Here is a 20,904-nt window from a genome sequence, read left to right on the forward strand (position 1 = left end):
ATAAAACACCACTTATGAGAGTGGTGTTTCATTGTCTTGATCGTAGGCCATCGTAGCTTTAGGCACGGGTTCTGGTTCCAGTGTTTCATGTAACCATTCACGCCAAATGGCTAAAAGAATGGCGAGAATTACAGGACCAATAAAGAGTCCAACTAAACCAAAGCTCGCTAAACCACCCAATACACCAAACATGATCAATAAGAACGGAATTTGAGTAGCACCTGAAATGACCAAAGGACGAATGACATTGTCGGCTGTACTCACCACACAAACGCCCCAAGCCATTACACCAATTGCCTCAACGGTCTGACCTTGTGAAAATAACCACAGTGAAACAGCACCATATGCCACTGGAGGGCCAAAAGGAATCAGCGCCATGATAAAGGTCATAATGGTTAAAAGCATTGGATTTGGAACACCAGCAACGTAATAACTGATTCCTGCCAATATCGACTGTGCAACGGCAGTCAAACCAACACCATATACTACTGCACGCGTTGTTTCAGAGATCGTGTCGATATAATGTTGGATACGTGGACCAATGACTTTCTCCATCGCTTTACTGACCTGTTGAACAATCGTTTGTCCATCACGGTAAAAGAAAAATAGAGAGAGCATGGCAAAACCAAGTTTGACTAAATTTTTGGTAATTTCGCTAATCACGAATTTACCGTAATTTAGATGTCCTTGAATCCATACACTAATATTACTGAAAAGTGCATTTGGGTCGGCATTGATGTCACGTACAATTCGAGAAACTTCTTTACCTACAATGGGTAACTCACGTATCACGTCAGGAACGGTGATATGACCAGAAGCCAGTTGGCGCTGTAAATCAAAGAATAAGTTTCGGCCTTCATGTTGAAGTAAGAAGATAGCAAAGGTGAACGGTAAACCGACAACGAGTGCCAATAAGAACGTCATAACAGACGCACCCAATGTAGGTCGATTACCACACCAAGCGAGAATACGTTTGTATAAAGGCCAAGTCATATAGGCGATAATACAAGCCCATAACACAGGTACGATAAAGTATTTGACAATGTCATATCCCAAATAAAGCAGAATAAAAAACAAGCCAAATAAAAGTACACGCTGTAAAGTTGGATTAAAATCTTGCACTAAAGTCTCTGATCTATATTCTTGATTTTCAAACTTATCTGCCGCACATCTGATTCATTTCGAGTATGCATTTAACATCATATATGAAAATGAAAAAAAAGTGCGATGACAATCTGTATTCTTTATTTAGAACCAATCACTTGGATCATCAATTAAAACATCTAACAAGGGTTGCCATTGTTGTTGTATTGATAAATAAGTTTTTTGATTTTTATCAAAAATGTTGAGACCCTGCATCGCCAATTGACCATAAGCTGTTCGTTCAGAAATCCAAGCAACAGGTTGTTGATCAATCTTGGCAAAGAACTGTTGAATCTCTTTAGCACTCTGACTATTTGGTTTGACACGATTTGCCACCAAATGAACTTGAACTTTACCTTTCCGAATACGTTTAATGTCATGGATGTGTTTTAAGAAGCGACGCGTGCTGTCGATATCAAAAAAAGAAGGTTGCAGAGGTGTGACCACTGCATGACATTCTGCAATTAATTGTTCAGCGTGTTCACCTGTTAATGCGCCTGGAGCATCAATAATCAGATAATCAAGATTCTTCGGTGCATCACCAATCGATTTTTCATGGCGCCAATCTAAACTTTGAATGTGCGTTGCTGATTCTGGGCGCTGTTTTAACCATTGCAATGCAGATTTTTGATTGTCCGCATCCGCCAATGCGACTTTATAACCTTTCTGTGCGAGTGCTGTCGCCAGCGTAATCGCAGAAATTGTTTTTCCACAGCCACCTTTTTGGTTGGCAATCAGTATCGTTTTCATGAGTTTAAAATTATACATGCTTCAAATAAGGTCTAATCTTAGCTTAGCATTAAAATCAGCCAAAACGCGCATACATGACAAAAGTTTAGTTCTTGTTTAAATTGTCCGCATAACAAGTCATAGAGAACGTCAATGTCCATTTGGATGGCAATATTAATAGGCGCCTGTATTGGCGTGGTAATCACCACAATGATGTTGAGCTCAACCCGCAATGGCCGTATCAAAGCAGAATATGAACAATATATTGCAGAGCTTGAACTTGAGCATCAACACGCATTAGCTGCTGCTCAAAAACGCAGTGTAAATACCAGTCGTGCGGTGTTGAAAGGTAAAATGGCTGAACAATTAGCACCGATTATGCCAGAATTTCAATATTTACCCAGTGATGCTAAATTCTTAGGTGATCCTGTCGACTATGTGGTATTTGATGGATATACAGATTTCCGTGATGGTGATGGCGCAGCAGAAGATATTGAAGTTGTATTGATTGATATTAAAAGTGGTGGAGCACGGCTCACCAAAGGTCAGATGGCAATTGCGAATGCAATTGCCGAAGGGCGTGTGCGTTTTGAGACGATCCGTATCGACTTTCAAGACTAGCTTGGATCAATAATCCACTACTTAGAAGTGATCAGTTGGTTTTAGTCGCTCGAGCAAGCATCATGCGACGGCCTACTTTGGGCACTTCTTCTGCTTCGAAATAATCGAGTTCAGAAATCTCAAAGCCAGCATCAAGCAGTGCTTGCTCGATATTTCTGTTCAAATGACAACCATCAGCAATCACTTTCTGTACTGGCGTTAAAAGATCTTGAAGACGCTTTAAACTCTTTTGCTGTTGTGCATCGTAAGCGACATGTTCAACCAAATGCAAAGTGCCACCGATGCGTAATACACGTTTAATTTCATGTAGAACTTGTTGAACATGACTCACACTACACAATGTCCATGTACTGACGACATGTTGAATAGATTGATCTTCAAAAGGTAAATTTTCCGCTTTAGCATGAACATGTTCCACATGGAACGGTGCATCTTGAATACGCTGTTCAGCTAATTTGTATACATCTAAACTCGGTTCAAGCGCATAGAGACTGTCCACAGCTTGATAAAATGGCAGGTTAATTCCTGTACCAAAACCAATTTCTAATACCTCACCTTGAATCGGAAGCAGAAGACGGCGTCTGCTATCCATCATACTTGGTAACTGCATGACTTGATTCAGAATATGAGGGAATACTCGTTGCTGATAAAATTTGTAGATCATTTTTGTTCTTAACATCTTCCATTATTTGATTATTTTACACGTTGAATACACTTTTAACAGTAGACAAAATTGTGACTAAATCACGATAGATTGTTACTGTTCATCAATTTCCTTTTCAGAATGAAGTTCTAAGATAGATCATATAGATGTAGGTTAAATACAATTCAGTCGGATGTTGTCCATAGTAGATGTATGTGCTGCGGTTGGGTTGTTTTTGATACTTAGCAAGAAGGATGGATGTCTGTTGAAAAAGTTAGTTCTCGCATTATGTATCGCCCTTGGTGGTGTTTCGGCTTATAGCTCTGCCAGTGTGAAGTCGAGCGACTTTAATATTGCCAATGGTTTGCCCCCAGCTTCGGCAGATCAAAAAATTTCGGTACTGGAACCTTTTGAAGGGGAATTTCGTATTCTTGGTTCAAAAGAATATACCGATGATCCGCAAGCCCAATTTTCACCCATCGACTATGCCGTGACCCGCGGTATTTTCACAGAACCTGAAATTGCACGACAAATTTCGATTAATCAGTATGACCGCTACTTAAATTGGAAAATGGCAAAACCACCGATTCACCCACGCTTAGCAACACAGTTGGTGAGTAACATGCACATTATCCCGGCTAATCCAGAAATTGCGAAAGAGATTAAGAAAGTTCAACGCGGTGATCTGGTGCGCTTAGAAGGGGAATTGGTGCAAATTAATGCCAAAGATTTGGTGTGGAAGTCAGCTTTGGATTGGAATGGTATCGGCGATGGTGCATGCAAATTAATTCGCGTCGAATCAATTGAATGGTTAGAAAAGCGCAATATTTAAACAGGATTTGAGATTGATGAGTTTGAAATGACTTTCAGCTCAAAGTCTTCATCATTAGAGAAATGAGAGAGTGTGGATCATGAGCGTTGGCAAGACATCCTTTTGGATAAGTTTATGTATTGGCGTACTCGGGAGTAGTCTTGCCTCATGTCAAAATCCAGTCTCTGAAGTGCAAGCGGAGTCCCATCACTATACTGATCAGCAAAATTGTCCTGCACTATTGGTGATGAAAGTGGGTGAAACCTTAGAATTTAATGCAGCAGAAAATCCAAGTACGGGTTATCAATGGCAAATTATGCAACCGCTTCATCTCTTTAAAGTTGAAGAACAATATTTGGCGACTGAAAAATCAAAAGCGATGGTAGGCGTTGGAGGTGAAAAGACAGTGAAGCTGACTGCGCTAAAGCCTGGTCAGGAACTCATTGAATTGGCGTATGTGCGACCTTGGGAAGTTGCTCAAGACCGTACTCAAACAGATGCCCCAACATCGTGGCAATGTCGAGTACGTATTTCTTAAGCAGGCAGAAGACTGTTTCTAAAATTGTGCTGTACTTTTACTATGTACGCTATTGTTCTTTCGTGACACTAGTATTTTGACTCCAATGTTGGAGTTGGGCTTTCGCAGTATAATAATCACTCATATTTCGAATTGCATCTTTAGGATTTCGAAGCTCATCTTCGGGAGACTGTTCGAGCTCTTGATAGACCTCAATCTGATTTTCCCAGTATTGATAAAATAAGCCTTGAATATATCTACCTTGTTCCGTCTTAAGATCTAATTCTTTCAACATATTGAGGGAGGACTGAATGAGATCTCGTTTACGCTGAAACTCCATATCCGCATTTAAATTGCCATCTGCTTTTAATTGCTGAAGTTCTGCGTCTAGCTCATCACTTAATTGCTCAAAACTTTGCTCATATTGATTCAGCAAAGCAACGTCATGTGCGTCATTTGGAGTAGATTCAAACGATTTGATCGGCTGAGCTTCGATCTGTGTTTTCAATTCAACGGATGGATCAACGGATTCTTTTTGTTCGGTCTGAGGGTTTTGTTCTGTTTTTTGGCATCCAATGAGCATGAAAGGTATATTCAGGCAGAGTGCAAATATCGAAAGTCGAATAGGGTGAAGATTTGCCGTCATGAGAGTCAATCCTCTGTTGGTTTTTTTAATGAATGATCGAGATTAAGTTTAGTTTATCGCGCACGATAGTGATAGGCATAAGTGATATAAGGAAAGGAAACCTCATCATGGGGCATGAGTCCCGTATGTTCAAATACGATCGATTCAAATGCTGTCTTCATTTTTGCTTGGTCTGCCGCTGACATTGCCGCAATAAAACTGGTAGATAAGAGTCGTTTGCTGATGACCTGTTCAACACTGCCGACTTGATGCTGAGTGAAGGTGCTTAAACTTTGGAATTCAAATAATTCTTGCTGCTGAAATACATTTTGCCATTGGTTGCTATGAAAGCGTGGCGTATCGGACTCAAAAGGTGCGATGTAATCTGCCAATGCTTTGACCCAATCCACTGAGATATCTCGTTGGTTCCAGACTAGACCTAAATGTCCTTGAGGTTTAAGAAGGCGATGCATTTCTTGCAATGTTTGGCGTTCAGCAAACCAATGAAATGACTGTGCGCATAAAATAGCATCAACACTATGCGTTGATTGCGCAATTTGATGGCTTGATGCTTGTAGTGTCTTCACCTCAGGATGTACTATTTTCAATTGTTCGAGCATTGCTGGAATCGGTTCAACGGCGATTATGTTCGAGGTGACTTGTTTTAGATAGTGCAGGAATTTTCCTGTCCCTGAACCTAAGTCAATCGCAACTGCATCAGGATGAAGATTCAATTCATCTTTCAACCACGTGACGATAGCCTGTGGATAATTTGGTCGGACTTGTTGATAAAGTTCAGCCGCAGAACTAAACCCATTTTCAGCAGCAGGATGAAGTGAATGTGTCATATTTTGCGCTTTTTAATCTGAACAGTATCTATAAAATATGACACCGACAATGTGATGTAAGCAAGTGAACGATTGATTCATTTTGCAAACCAGATGATGAGAACCCTTTTTTGGAATTGCAATGGATAAGCAAATAGTATTTGAAGACGAACACATCAGAGCAATTTATTTAAAAGGAACAACAGAAACATTGGTTCTCTCTTTTGGTGACTTGATCAGTCGTGCCAAAGGCAATGCCATTAATGCTGAAAAATCCTTAGCCAAATATGACTACAATGTCATAGGTATCATGCCAAAACAAAAGTCATGGTTCCCATCACAGAGCATGCACGCTTTAATCGAGCAAATATCACCTTTGTTGAATCAATTTCAGCGTGTCGTGGCTTATGGTGGTTCTATGGGCGGCTACGCAGCGATTAAGTACAGTAAGCGATTAGGCGCAGCACGTGTGGTCTCTATGGTGCCACAATATTCAATTAATCCTGCTGAAATCGAAGACCGCCGTTATACTGATTTTTACGATCCTAACGTCAATGCTGACATGCAAATTGACGCGACAGATATTGCGTCCGATGCAGAATATATCGTGGTTTATGATCCTTACTTTGATCTGGATCGCGAGCACTATGAAAAGATTAAGCCACTTATTCCTCAACTCAATACACTACATTTACCTTATACAGGCCATGATGCGGTTGCTGTATTAGCAAATTCTGCGTTATTGCATGATTTTATTGAACATGAATTTGATGCAACCTACTTTTATCGCCAGATTCGAGCAGTTAAAAAGAACAGTAAATTTTACTATCGAAGCGTGATCGCACATCTGCTTGGCACCCACAATGAAGCATTAGGTAATATTTTAAAAACCATCGATCTACAACTAGACAGTAGCTTTTTTGATGCCAGTCTTAAACAGACGATTACCCGTATTTTGCTGACCAATAAACGAGTTGATGAGCAAGATCTACAAAAGCTCGGTATTTCGATTCATTTGCCGTTTGAAAATAAAACACAACTTCATGACAGCTTTGGCAAAGTGTTGGTCTTTAACGTGATCACCCAAAAACTAGAAAGCTATGAACAACATGTGATTGATATTAATGGTAAATATATTATTCCATTACATGTAGAAAGTACTGGATTGGCCCAGATTGAAATTAAAAAACAGCACTATCTCATTTGTATGAATGATCGCCGTGTCACCAAATTGATCAAAATGGATGATGCGCTCAGTGCGGATATGAGCCCTTTGATTGTGAAAAAGGGCGAAGGTTTCTTTAGCATCAGTTATAAGCATCTCTATATGCACTGCGATGAGTTAGGAAACTGTATTTTTGAATCAGATACTGTTGGTGAAGCAGAAAAATTTTCAGTGGAGTAAGGCTGAATTTTTCATAGTTATTGATCAAAGCGCTTCGGCGCTTTTTTTATCTTTAAGTAAAAAAGATAGAGTGTGTGATAGGTCTCAATCTGTCATAAAAAGTGATATTGTTTAAAATTTACCCGTGTTTATTTTGTAACGAAAGCGACGGAATGACTCTGTTTCGTTGCTAAGATCAGGCAATATATAACGAATTTGAATGATTCAAATGATGATGTATTCATGAATATCGGAATATTCATGCATCTTTCACGTGTCTACTTGAGCACAAAAAAACCCATATAAATGGAATTTAGGTGGGACAAATGAATAAAAAGAAAATTGCAAAAACTGAAACAGGAATGAATCCTCCAAAACAATCGCGTACACATCGTCGTGTTATGCAGGTGATTCAAACCGCTGAAAAACTTTTAGTTAAAATGGGCTTAGAGTCAATTTCAATTCCTGAAATTGCCAATGCTTCAAACATTCCAAGAGCGAGTATTTATCAGTTCTTTCCGACAAAATATGATCTGTTGCATCATATGGCACAGTTGCATTTGCAGAAACTAGTAAGCTTGCTCAAGGAAGCTGGTTTAAACGTCATACGCGAACATCCGCACGAAAGTATGGCGGCTTATGGTCGAATGGTGGCTGCAGCTGTGATTGAAACCACTGCCAAGTTTTATAATGAATCTGCTGTGGCACGATTATTAATATTGTCAGGTCCACTGAACCGACAAGTGTATTTACGTCATCAAATGGAACTCAAACAGTTCAGTCAAGATTTAAGAGATGCACTTAAAGCAATTCGGGTAGATGATTATTTACCGCAACAACCTGACAGTATGTTGATCATTATTGAAATGATCTTTACTTGTATGAAACATGGTTATTACACAGAAGATCGGATTTCTGAACGTATTTGTGAGGAGGCGTATCGTTTGGCAACGGCATATTTAAATGCGCTGAAAGAAGATCAATTTTCCCTAAAAGCACAGCGTGCAGCAACGACGCAATCTGAGACAAAAAACCAGTCAAATCAACTATTGTTGACTTACAATTAAGCTTACAATCAGTTGAATTATCATGAAAATCTTGCAGTCGAAATGCAGATAAATATTGCTGAGGTTCAACGTGAAAGCTGTTTTTTTGGATCAATTCTCTCTCGATCAGAATGATTTAGATTTTTCGGGGTGGTATCAAGTCTTTGATGAGGTAACATTCTTTGAGCGCACTGATCCAGATCAAGTGCTTGAACGCATTGCGGATGTAGATGTGGTGGTGACCAATAAAGTGGTGATTACGGCAGACATGATGCAAAAACGACCGCAGCTTAAATTAATTTTAATTTCGGCCACAGGCACCAATAATGTCGATTTAATCCAAGCAAAAGCTCAAAACATTGTGGTATGTAACTGTCAGGCATATGGTACTGCCGCTGTAGCTCAACATACCATGATGTTGATGCTCAACTTGGCAACGTCTTTTATTCAATATGATCGTGCAGTTCGTGCGGGTGAATGGAATAAAGCATCACAATTCTGTTTATTAGATTTCCCCATTGCTGAATTGAATGGTAAGACCTTAGGGATTTTGGGCTATGGTGAACTTGGTCAAGCAGTAGCGAAATTGGCTGAAGCCTTTGGTATGAAGGTGATTGTGGCTCATTTACCAGGACGACCTGCAGCCGCTGATCGTGTCAGTTTAGAAAGCTTGCTGCGTCAATCAGACTTTATTAGCTTACATTGTCCATTAACTGAAACAACACGCGACTTAATTGATGCAGAAGCATTCAGTCTAATGAAAGAAAGTGCATATTTAATTAATTGTGCCCGTGGTGGCATTGTGAATGAACAAGCATTGGCGGAAGCACTAATAAATCGGAGAATCGCAGGGGCAGCGACTGATGTATTGAGTATAGAACCGCCTCAGCAAGGCAATGTGTTATTGAATTCGGATATCCCTAATCTCATTATTACACCACACAGCGCATGGGGAAGCGTTGAAGCACGTCAACGCATTGTGCAACAAGTACAGGAAAACGCAGCTGCATTTAAAGCGGGTCAGCCGATCCGTCAAGTCAACTGAAGTTAAGCGATAAAAAAAGGTACTGTGAGAAGCACCTTTTTTCTTGAAGAGATATAAATAAACTCAACCTAATAAATAAACTCCACTTAGGTTTGAATAAAACGACATGGTTTAACGTGGGACACCTGCATCATTGTCATCTACAGCTGGACTAGAGGTGGTAGCTCCACTATTAGGTAAAGCAACACTTTGACGCTGAATGGTCGGTTCTGCTTCAGGTGCTTGATTTTGACTTGCTAGCGTAGTGTTGGCTGATTGCGCAGTTTCAAGGTTAACTGAATTTTCTTGAACGGGTAAAGCGACCGATGCAGTAGTTGGAGCCGGGGAGGCTGTGACAGCAGGTGCTGTCGTTGGGTTGGGTTGACTCAAACTGCCTCTTTCGATGGGAACACCACCTGCACCGACGAGGTTCTGTTTAGCATGCTGCACAGATTTAACAGCTGTATCTACGCCTTGACGAGCACCGTCACGTAATGCAACCGCTTTTTCATTGGTGAATTCTTTGGTGTTTTGCCAAGCTGAATCGACGGATGGTTTGATTTTAGCAATACCACGCTTGGTCGCATCATCAACGGTGTTGGCTGTATTTTGCAAAGTCTCTTGTGCTTTGACTGCAAGTACTTTGGCTAAATTTGGATTGTCACCGTAAGCAGGATTGTTGCCCGTTAAAGTAGAGTCTTGAGCAAATGTAGTTGCTGAGTATAGCGTAATACAACTTACCAGCATCGTTTTCATTATGTTCATGAAGGATCCTCTTCTCGGTTCTGTATGGGTGGCGCTGTGACTCAATCGCCTCATCTGTACAAAACTTTTGAATTTTTTATCAGTTTCCAAGCAAACTACATGAGCGATGGGGCTGTTTCAATGTTGAAATGTATCTGTAACGTTGTGCTTCGGCAGTTTTAATGATTAAAGCTACAATTTTTATTCATCTTGCATCGCTTAAAGGCTTTTAGGATACAACACTACATTGTGTGCATTGGATCGTGGACAACAAAATTAAAAGTAAAGTTTATCCTCCGATTCTAAGACAGGTGTTGATCAAACCAATATATTCAACATAAAAAAAGTCTGAGCATGGATTCATGCTCAGACGCTGTTTATAAGAAATCTAAAAATTAATGCTTCAGATATTGAGTCGGGACTTTTGGTAAAACCACGCTTGATGGGTATTGTGAATTCGAATAGATCGAAATCGATCCCAAAAGCGATGAAGTTAAACTTGGTAATGGGGCAACGCCTTTCCATACATCACTGGAAACCACCGAAATTTGAATACGATGTCCTTTAGGAATAAGCGCAGCAGTTGCTGGAATCTCAACATTGACCAAGACTGGCTTGTTTTTGTCTAAAGGCTGAATATCCGATGCTTTAAATGTATGCCAAGGTTGAATCATTTGTCCTTTGATATAACGAGAACGTGATTCGTCAACTTTACGCATGGACGCTGTGATAATACCCGTGCTTAATGTTTTAGCATTGCCCGTTCTTGGGTCCACATCGGATACACGTACGACTAAACCACTGTCTTTAGAGCTGGATGAAATCCACAAGTCAGCTTGTATCGGTCCATTTAAATAATAGTCTTCAGTTAAAGGTACTGAGTTAAAGACCGACGCAGGAATATTTGCCAAGTTGCTATTTTCCAGACATGGGAACGGTAGGATAGACGTTGCACCAATGAGAACTTGTTCAACAGTACTTGAGCATAAACCGAAAGTTGGCGCTTGTAATAAGTAGTTTTCACCAGAGCTTGACGTTGGTCGATCTTTTGCAAGATTTCCACGTGTATTTAAGAATAAACGATCAGGTTCTAATGCTACATGCGGCCAATCTGTACTGACGACATAATCTTCATAACCGTGCACCCATTGTGTGACATTAGGTAGAGTTTCAGCGCCAGTGTTGATGCCTTTTAAATATTGATCAAACCATTGAAGTTGTATTTTGTCTAAACGCGGTACATTACCTTTAGGCAAACTTGGGAAAAGTTGTGCGGCTTGAATGTGTGCCCAAGGTCCAATAAAGGTTTTTACTGTGGTATGACCTTTTAATGCTTCATGCCAAAGCGGTTCACTGCGTTGGAACAAATCACGTGTTCCCCCGACAATAAAAGTCGGAACTTTAATATTATTGGCTTGTTCTAACAGCGATCTTTCTTGCCAAAAGTCATTATCAAATGCATCAGCTTTGCCTTTTAGAGCATTGGCAAAAAGCGGTATTTGGAACTCTGTACTGTTAATAATTTTATCGAGTGCGGTAAGTTTTCCAGTAATCGGGTCTTGAACCAAGGTATCAATCGGTAAAGTACTCAACAGTGTAATCAAACTCATCCAAAGTGGAATGAAGTTAGTATTTAGCTGTCCACCATTGAAAAGAATATCACGGTACGCATCACCCATAGGTACGATTGGGAACGCTGCCTTGATTGCTGGATGTTGTGTCGCTGCACCCAGCATCGCCGTGATTCCTAAATAAGAAACGCCATATAAGCCGACATTTCCATCAGAGAAGCTTTGTTTACTTGACCAGTCAATAATTTCATAAGCATCTTGTTGTTCGACTTTGCCAAAAGCTTCCCACTTGCCCGTAGAGTTACCTGTTCCACGAACATCTGCAACGACTGTTGCGTAGCCACGTTTCACCATTTCAGGGTCTGCACCACCTGCTATTGCTGAAACCTTACCTGCAACCCCTGCGCTATAGGCAGTTTGAATAACAATCACAGGGAATTTTGCATTGATAGGACGACCTGACTCATCCGCAGGGAGCGTGACATAAGTGGCGATTCGCGTTCCATCACGCATGGTAATCCACTGTGCTGGTAAGGTCACCGACTTAGGATATTCAGCAGGTCGATCATACAATTGCCATTGAGCATTGGCATTGGAAAGTAATGGGACTTGAGGTTGACTCGGAGATTGTCTAGTTCCGAGTCGGGTGTTTTTTAATGCAACGGGAGTACCTGGGAGTGTGACATCTGGGGAGGTCACCGGGTCGGGTTGAGGAATTAAATAGCTTAAGTCTGGTGTCACATTTGGAGTTGGATTAATTGTTTTATTTGCTATGCCAATGGTGGTCGCAAGTATCGTGACACCGATGCCAACAGCAGCATAGAAAGAATTTAGCAACTTCATTACATAATTCCTTTTTGTTTTTCATTTTTTTAGTAGTGCTTGAGTGAAGAATGAAATATGCATAAAGCAAAATCGTTCCATTCATTTTATTTTTATGTCTCCTAATCTGATCAAAAAAGATAATTCAGATCAGGCTTTGATGTTGTATCACTGTTTAGTTTAACTAACAAGTTGGGGCCTTGCTGTTTGTCGGATTGGCAATGATGTTTTGATTAAGTATTTTATTTTTAATATAAAAAAATATTGATTGGGTCAGTTTAAAAAATACAACTGTATATAAATTAATCATAATTTAGAAGATATTTCTTTTATCTGATTTCTAAAGAAAATTATAAATTATGAGCATTTATGCCAATTAGGTACTGTGATTAAGAAATCATGAAGTAGCTTCATTCCAATTAAAAAAGCACAGTCGGTTTTAGCCAATTGTGCTGTTGTAGTTTACGAATGATCAGATGAATGGTGTTTTAGAGCCTTAGAAATGTTCACATTGTTGAAGGTTTTGCGCTTTAAAGTGGTTTTTCAGCGCGTTGAAATTGGCTTGTTTCACCGAATCTTGAATATCAAATACGGTTTGTTTGTTCTCCACATCGGCATCTAAATTTGAATGGGCTGAAATCAGTTGCTCCCCTTGGAAGAACCAGTATTCAGTGGCTTTACCTGTTTCAAAGTTGCCTGTAAATTCGATGAGGCAGTTATTGCTTTGCTTAATAAGGCGTGCTGAGTTGCGCTTGGTTTTAGGCTCTACAGCAATGTTTTTATGTTGTTCTAAAACGATAGGGGCGTTTGGATTTGATGGAGCAGTTGAGCAAGCGCTAAGTAGTATTATGAAAACAGGGCACGAAATAATTTTGTTCATAGATCTGATTTATATCTAAAAGTATTAATAGCGATTTTAATATTGTTGAAGCTATGTTACAAAATAATAAATGTAAATAAATCATGGGTTTTAGAGAAAAATGTATTTAAAAAATCTCCATATTAGAAACATAGGGCCACTAGAGAAATTGGATATTGAGTTTGATGTTCAAGAAAATTTAAACCCAAAACCGGTAATATTGGTAGGAAAAAATGGTTCTGGAAAAACTTATACTCTCTCCTATATCGCAGATGCATTTTTTGAAATAGCTAAACAAGAATTTAGCGATATTGTTGCTAATACAGAAAGTACGAGTACCCCCTATTTTAGAGTAATTTCAGGTTTAGACATCAATACTAAAGCAAATAGTCAAAGTGCAGCGGCATATCTCAGATTTATTAATAGTAAAGACAATAAGGAAATACATTACTGTGAGAAAGTAGGAACAATTGAAGAAGTACAAAATCTTTTAAATTTATATGGCAATAAAATTAATGGGATTAAAGGCGGGATTGCGAGTGATAAAAAGCTTCTAGCTTCAAAGGAAGATTGCAATAATTTATTTTCAAATACCATTGCTTTTTTTCCAAGCTTTCGCAAGATTATTCCACATTGGTTGAATTTAAGGGCACAAACTCAAGAAATTTTTAATATTGAAGGTAAATATGGGGGACGATTGCATAAAGAAATAATGTGTATAGATACTTTTCAGAAAAATATTCAATGGATGCTTGATGTCATTTTAGACTCGGCAATTTTACCTGCTGAATTAGATCATATTATTGATGTAAATGAAAAAAATTTACTAATACAAAATAAGCATGCTATAAATAATTCATATAGAAATATGAATCGAATCTTTCAAATAATTTTAGATAATGATGAGTTGTATTTAAAGACAGGTTTTAGAAATGAGTCTCAGTCTAGATTGTCGTTACATAATAAAAATGGACTACTAATTCCCACACTAGAGCAATTATCTACAGGTCAATTAATTTTACTTAATTTATTTATTACTATTGTTCGGCATGCGGATAGGAAAGATTTGAATAATAGTATCAGAATAGAACAGGTTGAGGGGATAGTAGTGGTCGATGAAGTTGACGCTCATTTGCACACTAAACATCAGAGTGAAATTTTACCTAAGTTAATAAAATTATTTCCTAAAGTTCAATTTATTATGACTTCACACTCTCCTCTTTTTGTTCTAGGAATGGAGAAAGAGTTTGGAGCTGAAAATATTCAGTTAGTAGATCTACCATCAGGAATGAATATTACATCTGAAAGATTTGGTGAGTTTGATGAGTCATTTAAGTTTTATAAAGAAACAGCAAAATTTGAGGAAACTTTACATCAAAAAATTCAAGAAACACAAAAACCTTTAATTTTGGTTGAAGGGAAAACAGATATTAAATTTCTTAAGAAAGCATTTGAATTAAAAGGTAAATCTGAGTGGTTAGAAAATATAGAGGTTGATGAAATTGGTGTTACCCAAAATGATGGGCAAGTTAAATTTGGTGGGGACAGTAGCTTAGATAAAGGGTTTGATTTTTTAAGGCATAATGAGAAAGCTATTACTAGAAAAGTTTTGTTTTTGTATGATTGCGATACAAAAACACAAAATCAAAAAGTTGGGAATATTATGAAAGCTAAAGTTCCTTTCAATGAATTTAATAAAAAAATTAAAAAAGGTTCTGAAAATTTATTGAAAGCAGAATTATTTACAGAAAATTTTTATACAACGAAAGAGAAAGAAAGTGATTATGGTGCTATATCTACCATTGTGGATTTTGAAAAGAATTTATTCTGTGATTATGTTTATGAAAATATAGATGATCCGACTAATTTTGATAAATATGAAGAATTAGTATTCCCAATTATTGAAGAGTTTTTAGCATCATAAATAAAAAAACCCGCTAAAAAGCGGGTTTTTATTCTATTTCAAATATTTAGCTTAGTGCTGTAACACTGAAATATCAGCGACTTCCGTGAACAAGTCACGAAGCTGAGCAAGCAAACGCAGACGATTTGCTTTCAAGTCTGCATCTTCCGCCATGACCATAACATTATCAAAGAAGGCATCAATTGGCGCACGTAATGCTGCAAGCTTAGATAACGCAGTCGTATAATCTTTGGCATCCAAAAGCGGTTGAACCACAGGAAGAAGATTTTGAATCTCTGCATAGAGTGCTTTTTCCGCATCTTCAACTAATTTAGATTCTATAATCTCACCTGTCGGTGCAGCTTCCTTCGCAAGAATATTTGCCACACGTTTATTCGCAGCAGCCAAAGCCGCAGCTTCAGGTAAATCACGGAAATGATTGACCGCATTAACACGCTTATCAAAATCAAGTGGTGATTTTGGTGACAAGGCTTGAACCGCTTGAATCACATCAACCGCAACGCCTTGGTCTTCATATTTGGCACGATAACGACCTTCCAAGAACGCAATAGCATCTTTTAAAGTCTTGTCATGATCTTTGATCACATCGCCATAAGCGTTTAGCGCCAGCGTGATCAATTGTTCAATCGATACATCAAGCTCGTTTTCAGTCACTAGACGTAAGATACCAATTGCAGAACGACGTAGTGCAAACGGGTCTTTAGAGCCTGTCGGCGCTTGACCAATACCAAAAATACCTGTGAGCGTATCTAAACGGTCAGCAAGGGCAATCGTTGTACCTGTTTTGGTTTTCGGTAAAACGTCACCTGCAAATTTAGGTAAATACTGCTCACCTAAAGACTCAGCCACTTCATCATTTTCGCCTTCAAGACGTGCGTAGTAAGTGCCTGCAATCCCTTGAAGTTCAGGGAATTCACCCACGAGTTCAGAGGTTAAGTCACATTTTGCAAGAAGTGCAGCTTTTTCAGCGTCTTCCGCTTTTGCACCAGTGATAGGCGCGAGTGCTACAGCGAGTTTTGCAATACGTTCAGACTTGTTCCAAAGCGTACCCAATTCTGCTTGGAAGACCATGTTCGCAAGTTTCTCTTTACGAGAAGCAAGCGGTTGTTTTTGGTCTTGTAAGAAGAAGAATTCAGCATCAGACAAACGTGGACGAACAACCTTCTCGTTACCTTCAATAATTTGTGTCGGGTCTTTCGACTCAATATTTGAGACAGTAATGAAGTATGGTTGAAGCTTATTGTCAGCATTCACTAAGCAGAAGTACTTTTGGTTGTCCTGCATGGTCGTGATCAATGCTTCTTGAGGAACAGCAAGGAAGCGTTCTTCGAAGCTTGCACGAAGCGCAACAGGCCATTCAACCAATGCTGTTACTTCGTCACGTAAATCTGCAGGCACAATCGCAATCGCATTCACTTCATCCGCCAACGCTTTTACTTGTTGGTCGATGATCGCTTGACGCTCTTCAAAAGAGGCAACAACGTAAGCCGCTTTTAACTTCGCTAAATATTCATCAGCATGCGTTAAAGTAATTGCTTCAGGTGCATGGAAACGGTGACCGAATGTCACGTTACCAGCTTTGTGATCTTGAATCGTTGCATCAACAACGTCGTTGTCTTTTAACAGAACAACCCATTTAACAGGACGTACAAATTCGGTACGGCTTGCCGCAGAACGCATACGTTTTGCAATTGGTAGGTTGTCTAAAGCTGCTTGTAAAATTTGCGGTAAAAGTGCATCAAGACTTTGACCTTTTACATCTTTTAAGTAGCAAACTTTTTCAACTTTACCCGCTTGGAAAGTAGAGATTTGATCTACGGTGATGCCTTGACCACGCATAAAGCCTTCTAAAGCTTTAGTTGGGTTGCCTTCCGCATCAAAGGCAGCTTGTTTTGCAGGGCCATCAAAACGTTTTTGTGTGTCTGCTTGTGCAGCATCAACATTGATGATTTTAAGTGCAAGACGACGTGGTGCAGCATAAGCTTCGATAGAATCAAACGCTAAGCCTGCATCTTTTAAGCCTTTAACGGTTTCTGCTTGTAGTGCATCACGTAATTTTTTAAGGCTTTTTGGTGGAAGTTCTTCACAACCTAATTCGAACAAAACGGTATGTTTAGACATTATTTGCTCTCCTCAGATTTTGCTTCTGCTTCAACTTGTGCCTTTAACTGTGCCAATACTTCATCACGTAGAGCTGGTTCTGCCATTGGGAAACCAAGTTCCGCACGTGCAGCCACATAAGCATTTGCAATTGAACGCGCCAATGTACGTACACGTAAAATATAACGCTGACGTTCAGTCACAGAAATCGCGCCACGCGCATCGAGTAAGTTAAAGCTATGCGACGCTTTAACCACTTGCTCATACGCAGGAAGTGGAAGTTTTGCTTCGATTAAACGTGTTGCTTCAGTTTCATAGAAGTCGAATAGTTCAAACAGTTTATCAACAGGTGCGTATTCAAAGTTATAAGTCGACTGTTCAACTTCATTTTGATGGAATACATCACCATAAGTCACTGTACCAAACTGACCTTTAGTCCAAACCAAATCGTAAACTGAGTCTACACCTTGCAAGTACATTGCAAGACGCTCTAAACCGTAAGTGATTTCTCCAGTAACAGGGTAGCACTCAACACCACCGACTTGTTGGAAGTAAGTGAACTGAGTCACTTCCATGCCGTTTAACCATACTTCCCAACCTAAGCCCCACGCGCCAAGCGTTGGAGATTCCCAGTTGTCTTCTACGAAACGAATGTCATGTACCAATGGATCAATTCCGATCGCTTTAAGCGAGTCAAGATACAACTGTTGTATGTTGTCTGGGTTTGGCTTAAGTACCACTTGGAATTGGTAGTAATGTTGCAAACGGTTTGGGTTTTCACCATAACGACCATCTTTCGGACGACGTGAAGGTTGAACGTATGCAGCGTTCCAAGTTTCAGGCCCTAATGCGCGTAGGAAAGTTGCAGTGTGGAATGTACCTGCACCCATTTCCATGTCGTAAGGCTGTAACACGACGCAGCCTTGCTCCGCCCAGTAGTTTTGTAAGGCAAGAATTAAGCCTTGGAAAGTATCAATATGCGATATGGCGCGACTCATGGTCTTCCACTTAAAATTAGAGAAAAATTGCGCTCAATTATAAGGACTTTAGCAGGGAGTGGCAAAGGGTTAATACGCTGAAAATATTTTGGAAAAAATTAAAATGGTCTTGATTCATGCCAGATTTTGCGCGGCTTTGCTACAATTTTATGCTAGATCAGCAATGGGGTGAGATCTAAAAATCAGGAATAAATCAGATGTATAGCATCCTGTTCACTGAAGCGCGATAAAGTTAAACTGATCTCATACGATTGCGGTCTTAGAATTAGTTCAATCTTCACACAATATAATAATGCCTAATAATAAGGAACTTCATGACCACTTACCAAATTCAGTGTCATTTGAAATACAAGATTGTGCAACCTACCGAATTTATTTTTATGGTTCAGGTCGCCCATCATCCCGATCAGAATATTCTCGAAGAACAGCTCACCATGAATATGCCGGTCAAATGGCATGAATTTCGGGATGCTCAGCATCAAAACCGTCATATCCGGTTGCAACTCGAGCCTTGTGAGGCATTTGAACTGAATTATAGCGCGACAGTTACCCGTCAGCCGTGCATTCCTGTTGATCTGAGACAAAACCTGAATGAAGTCAAAATTCCAGACCTGCCGGATGAAGTACTACCTTATTTGCTGGCCAGCCGCTATTGCAATTCAGATTTATTACTAGAAATGGCGAAACGCTCATTTGGCTGGATGACACCCGGCTATACGCGTGTAAAAGCCATCGAACAGTGGATTTATAACAATATTTTTTATGTCTCTGGCTGCTCTGACCAGTTTACGACTGCGACGGATGTACTGATCCACCGGGCGGGGGTATGCCGTGACTTTGCCCATTTAGGCATTGCGCTGTGCCGTGCTTTAGGAATTCCGGCACGCATGGTAGTCGGTTATGTGGAAATTGAAAAGTTTTTACCTGATTTTCATGCCATTTTTGAAGCCTATCTGGAAGGAGGATGGGTGCAGTTTGATCCGACCCGTTTAGCTCCAGTCGACGAGCTGATTCGCATTGGCACCGGGGTAGATGCCGGAGATGTGGCATTCTCAACCTATTATGGTCAGGTCGAGCTGCTTAAAATCGAGCCTCTGATTAAACCTGAATGCGATAGCGGCGCTGAGGCTAAAATTACCTGACATGAATGATCTTATTGAAAATCCTATGAGGAGTTGAACCGTAAAAGAGAACTAGATGGATGACTGTTGCCTGGAGAGAGACTTGGCTTTTTAAACAGCATCCATTTAAGTGTAATTAAAAGATATAAAATGAATACATCTTTAAAGCGACTAGTTTTATAATGAGCAAAATCTGTAAACATTAAAATCAGGCGCGCCGTGTTCCATTCCAATCTTGACTGGCTCAATACCTTAAAACCGAATTTTAAAGTTCTTCCACTCAAAGACCGTTTACTCTGCGGTATTGGGGCACTACTGGGTCTCACGGTATCGTCATTACTGAGTTTATGGATTCTGGGTGATTTTGAAGCCTGGTATATTGCGCCGATGGGGGCCTCATCTGTGCTGCTGTTTGCAGTTCCGGCCAGTCCCTTGGCACAGCCCTGGAATATTCTGGTAGGTAATACTATTGCTGCGGTAGTGGGTGTGACCTGTGCCTTGTTTATTGCCAGTCCGACTGAAGCTTTTAGTCTGGCGGTGGCCTTGGCCATTATCCTGATGATGACCACAGATTCCCTACATCCACCCAGTGGTGCTGTCGCCATTACGGCGGTACTCGGCGGCAATGCGGTCCATGAACTCGGCTATGCTTTCGTTTTCTATCCGGTGCTGCTGAATTCGATCTTATTGATGGTAATTGCGATCGTCTTTAATCGAATGATTGGCAAGCGTTATCCGCAGCAGGCGCAATTGAATACCCGTTCCAAAGATCCGACCCCGACCCAGAAAGTCACTATTCAGCCGCAAGATATTCAGGAAGTACTAGATCAGCAAACCGAGCTGCTGGACATTAGTGAATATGACCTGCAAAAGATTATTCTGGAAGCGCAGGACCGAGCCAATGCCCGTGCGGTCAACCAGTTTACTTGTCAGGACATTATGACCAAAGACGTGGTGACCTTGCATGCCAATGATGATATTCAGCATGCACTGGACAAGTTTAAGCAGATGAACCTGATGAGCCTGCCGGTGGTTAATGCGGAAGGCAAGCTGGTGGGAACGCTGGCCATGTATCAGGTGGTAGAATGGTTTAAACGTGCTGCAGATGTGCGCAGCAGCTGGGAACATCAGGTCAAACATATTATGACCCGCAAGGTAGTCACAGTGCAGCCATTGCAGCCGATTCAGGATCTGGTGCCCTATTTTGTGGAACGTTCTTTTAACTATATCCCGGTAGTGAGCGAGCAGCGTCTGGTCGGAATTATTAGCCGTGCAGATATTATCGCTGCCCTGAATCAGGAACTAAACCATTTTAAAATGAGAGCTTAAAACTGTTTTAGATTGTCCTAAAAAGCACCCAAGGGTGCTTTTTATTTGGAATCTGGATTTATTTAA

General features: G+C 40.1%; 19 protein-coding genes. 9 read left to right on the forward strand and 10 right to left on the reverse strand.

From position 1 onward, the window contains the following. Positions 1-12: 12 nt before the first annotated feature. Both BMW42_RS05485 and BMW42_RS05490 read right to left on the reverse strand, forming a co-directional pair. Positions 13-1,122: an AI-2E family transporter gene (locus BMW42_RS05485; protein ID WP_035264258.1), complete on the reverse strand. Its 1,110-nt coding sequence runs from the start codon at positions 1,120-1,122 to the stop codon at positions 13-15. Positions 1,123-1,248: 126 nt separating this feature from the next. Further along, the gene (locus tag BMW42_RS05490) at positions 1,249-1,893 is read right to left on the reverse strand and encodes a ParA family protein (RefSeq protein ID WP_092766778.1); all 645 of its coding nucleotides are present in this window, start codon (positions 1,891-1,893) and stop codon (positions 1,249-1,251) included. Between the two features lie 132 nt (positions 1,894-2,025). Here BMW42_RS05490 and BMW42_RS05495 point away from each other — a divergent pair, with 132 nt between their 5' ends. Next, positions 2,026-2,493, forward strand: a complete 468-nt coding sequence (locus BMW42_RS05495; RefSeq protein ID WP_092766687.1) for a Holliday junction resolvase-like protein — start codon at positions 2,026-2,028, stop codon at positions 2,491-2,493. 31 nt (positions 2,494-2,524) lie between these two features. Here the strand turns inward: BMW42_RS05495 and BMW42_RS05500 are convergent, their stop codons facing one another. Then, positions 2,525-3,157: a class I SAM-dependent methyltransferase gene (locus BMW42_RS05500; RefSeq protein WP_035264378.1), complete on the reverse strand. Its 633-nt coding sequence runs from the start codon at positions 3,155-3,157 to the stop codon at positions 2,525-2,527. A 244-nt stretch (positions 3,158-3,401) separates the two neighbouring features. Here BMW42_RS05500 and BMW42_RS05505 point away from each other — a divergent pair, with 244 nt between their 5' ends. Together BMW42_RS05505 and BMW42_RS05510 are read left to right on the forward strand one after the other, a co-directional pair. After that, on the forward strand, positions 3,402-3,968 hold the full coding sequence (locus BMW42_RS05505; RefSeq protein WP_171076732.1) for a hypothetical protein: 567 nt from the start codon (positions 3,402-3,404) through the stop codon (positions 3,966-3,968). Between the two features lie 79 nt (positions 3,969-4,047). Continuing rightward, positions 4,048-4,485: a protease inhibitor I42 family protein gene (locus tag BMW42_RS05510; protein ID WP_092766688.1), complete on the forward strand. Its 438-nt coding sequence runs from the start codon at positions 4,048-4,050 to the stop codon at positions 4,483-4,485. Between the two features lie 49 nt (positions 4,486-4,534). Here BMW42_RS05510 and BMW42_RS05515 read toward each other — a convergent pair whose 3' ends face one another. Continuing rightward, positions 4,535-5,110: a hypothetical protein gene (locus BMW42_RS05515; protein WP_092766689.1), complete on the reverse strand. Its 576-nt coding sequence runs from the start codon at positions 5,108-5,110 to the stop codon at positions 4,535-4,537. A gap of 53 nt (positions 5,111-5,163) precedes the next feature. After that, on the reverse strand, positions 5,164-5,937 hold the full coding sequence (locus BMW42_RS05520) for a class I SAM-dependent methyltransferase (RefSeq protein WP_092766690.1): 774 nt from the start codon (positions 5,935-5,937) through the stop codon (positions 5,164-5,166). Between the two features lie 121 nt (positions 5,938-6,058). Here BMW42_RS05520 and BMW42_RS05525 point away from each other — a divergent pair, with 121 nt between their 5' ends. The 3 genes from BMW42_RS05525 (at position 6,059) to BMW42_RS05535 (ending at position 9,391) form a co-directional block, all read left to right on the forward strand. Beyond that, on the forward strand, positions 6,059-7,321 hold the full coding sequence (locus tag BMW42_RS05525; RefSeq protein ID WP_092766691.1) for a hypothetical protein: 1,263 nt from the start codon (positions 6,059-6,061) through the stop codon (positions 7,319-7,321). A 305-nt stretch (positions 7,322-7,626) separates the two neighbouring features. Then, a complete protein-coding gene (locus tag BMW42_RS05530; protein WP_092766779.1) occupies positions 7,627-8,367 on the forward strand; it encodes a TetR/AcrR family transcriptional regulator in 741 nt (246 codons plus the stop codon). A gap of 70 nt (positions 8,368-8,437) precedes the next feature. Continuing rightward, positions 8,438-9,391 (forward strand): 2-hydroxyacid dehydrogenase, encoded by a 954-nt coding sequence (locus BMW42_RS05535; protein WP_035264243.1) that lies wholly within the window; start codon positions 8,438-8,440, stop codon positions 9,389-9,391. 111 nt (positions 9,392-9,502) lie between these two features. Here BMW42_RS05535 and BMW42_RS05540 read toward each other — a convergent pair whose 3' ends face one another. The 3 genes from BMW42_RS05540 to BMW42_RS05550 all read right to left on the reverse strand — a co-directional run bounded on the left by BMW42_RS05540 (position 9,503) and on the right by BMW42_RS05550 (position 13,387). Further along, positions 9,503-10,135, reverse strand: a complete 633-nt coding sequence (locus tag BMW42_RS05540; RefSeq protein ID WP_143047399.1) for a hypothetical protein — start codon at positions 10,133-10,135, stop codon at positions 9,503-9,505. A gap of 374 nt (positions 10,136-10,509) precedes the next feature. After that, entirely contained in the window at positions 10,510-12,528 is a 2,019-nt protein-coding gene (locus tag BMW42_RS05545) for a CocE/NonD family hydrolase (protein ID WP_092766693.1), read from the reverse strand. A gap of 475 nt (positions 12,529-13,003) precedes the next feature. Then, positions 13,004-13,387: a hypothetical protein gene (locus BMW42_RS05550; RefSeq protein WP_092766694.1), complete on the reverse strand. Its 384-nt coding sequence runs from the start codon at positions 13,385-13,387 to the stop codon at positions 13,004-13,006. Between the two features lie 100 nt (positions 13,388-13,487). Here BMW42_RS05550 and BMW42_RS05555 point away from each other — a divergent pair, with 100 nt between their 5' ends. Further along, complete coding sequence (locus BMW42_RS05555; RefSeq protein WP_092766695.1) at positions 13,488-15,290, forward strand: AAA family ATPase; 1,803 nt, start codon at positions 13,488-13,490, stop codon at positions 15,288-15,290. 51 nt (positions 15,291-15,341) lie between these two features. Here BMW42_RS05555 and glyS read toward each other — a convergent pair whose 3' ends face one another. Further along, positions 15,342-17,411, reverse strand: coding sequence for a glycine--tRNA ligase subunit beta (glyS, locus tag BMW42_RS05560; RefSeq protein ID WP_092766696.1), 2,070 nt, complete (start codon positions 17,409-17,411; stop codon positions 15,342-15,344). Further along, positions 17,411-18,388: a glycine--tRNA ligase subunit alpha gene (gene glyQ, locus BMW42_RS05565; RefSeq protein WP_035264216.1), complete on the reverse strand. Its 978-nt coding sequence runs from the start codon at positions 18,386-18,388 to the stop codon at positions 17,411-17,413. The genes glyS and glyQ overlap by 1 nt, the downstream gene beginning before the upstream one ends. Before the next feature lie 314 nt (positions 18,389-18,702). On the opposite strand from glyQ, the gene BMW42_RS05570 reads away from it, so the two are divergent. Together BMW42_RS05570 and BMW42_RS05575 are read left to right on the forward strand one after the other, a co-directional pair. Next, entirely contained in the window at positions 18,703-19,530 is an 828-nt protein-coding gene (locus BMW42_RS05570) for a transglutaminase-like domain-containing protein (RefSeq protein ID WP_035264213.1), read from the forward strand. Positions 19,531-19,728: 198 nt separating this feature from the next. Beyond that, complete coding sequence (locus BMW42_RS05575; RefSeq protein ID WP_035264211.1) at positions 19,729-20,838, forward strand: HPP family protein; 1,110 nt, start codon at positions 19,729-19,731, stop codon at positions 20,836-20,838. The last annotated feature ends 66 nt before the right edge of the window (positions 20,839-20,904 follow it).

This window comes from Acinetobacter sp. DSM 11652, assembly GCF_900109815.1.
Lineage (GTDB): Bacteria > Pseudomonadota > Gammaproteobacteria > Pseudomonadales > Moraxellaceae > Acinetobacter.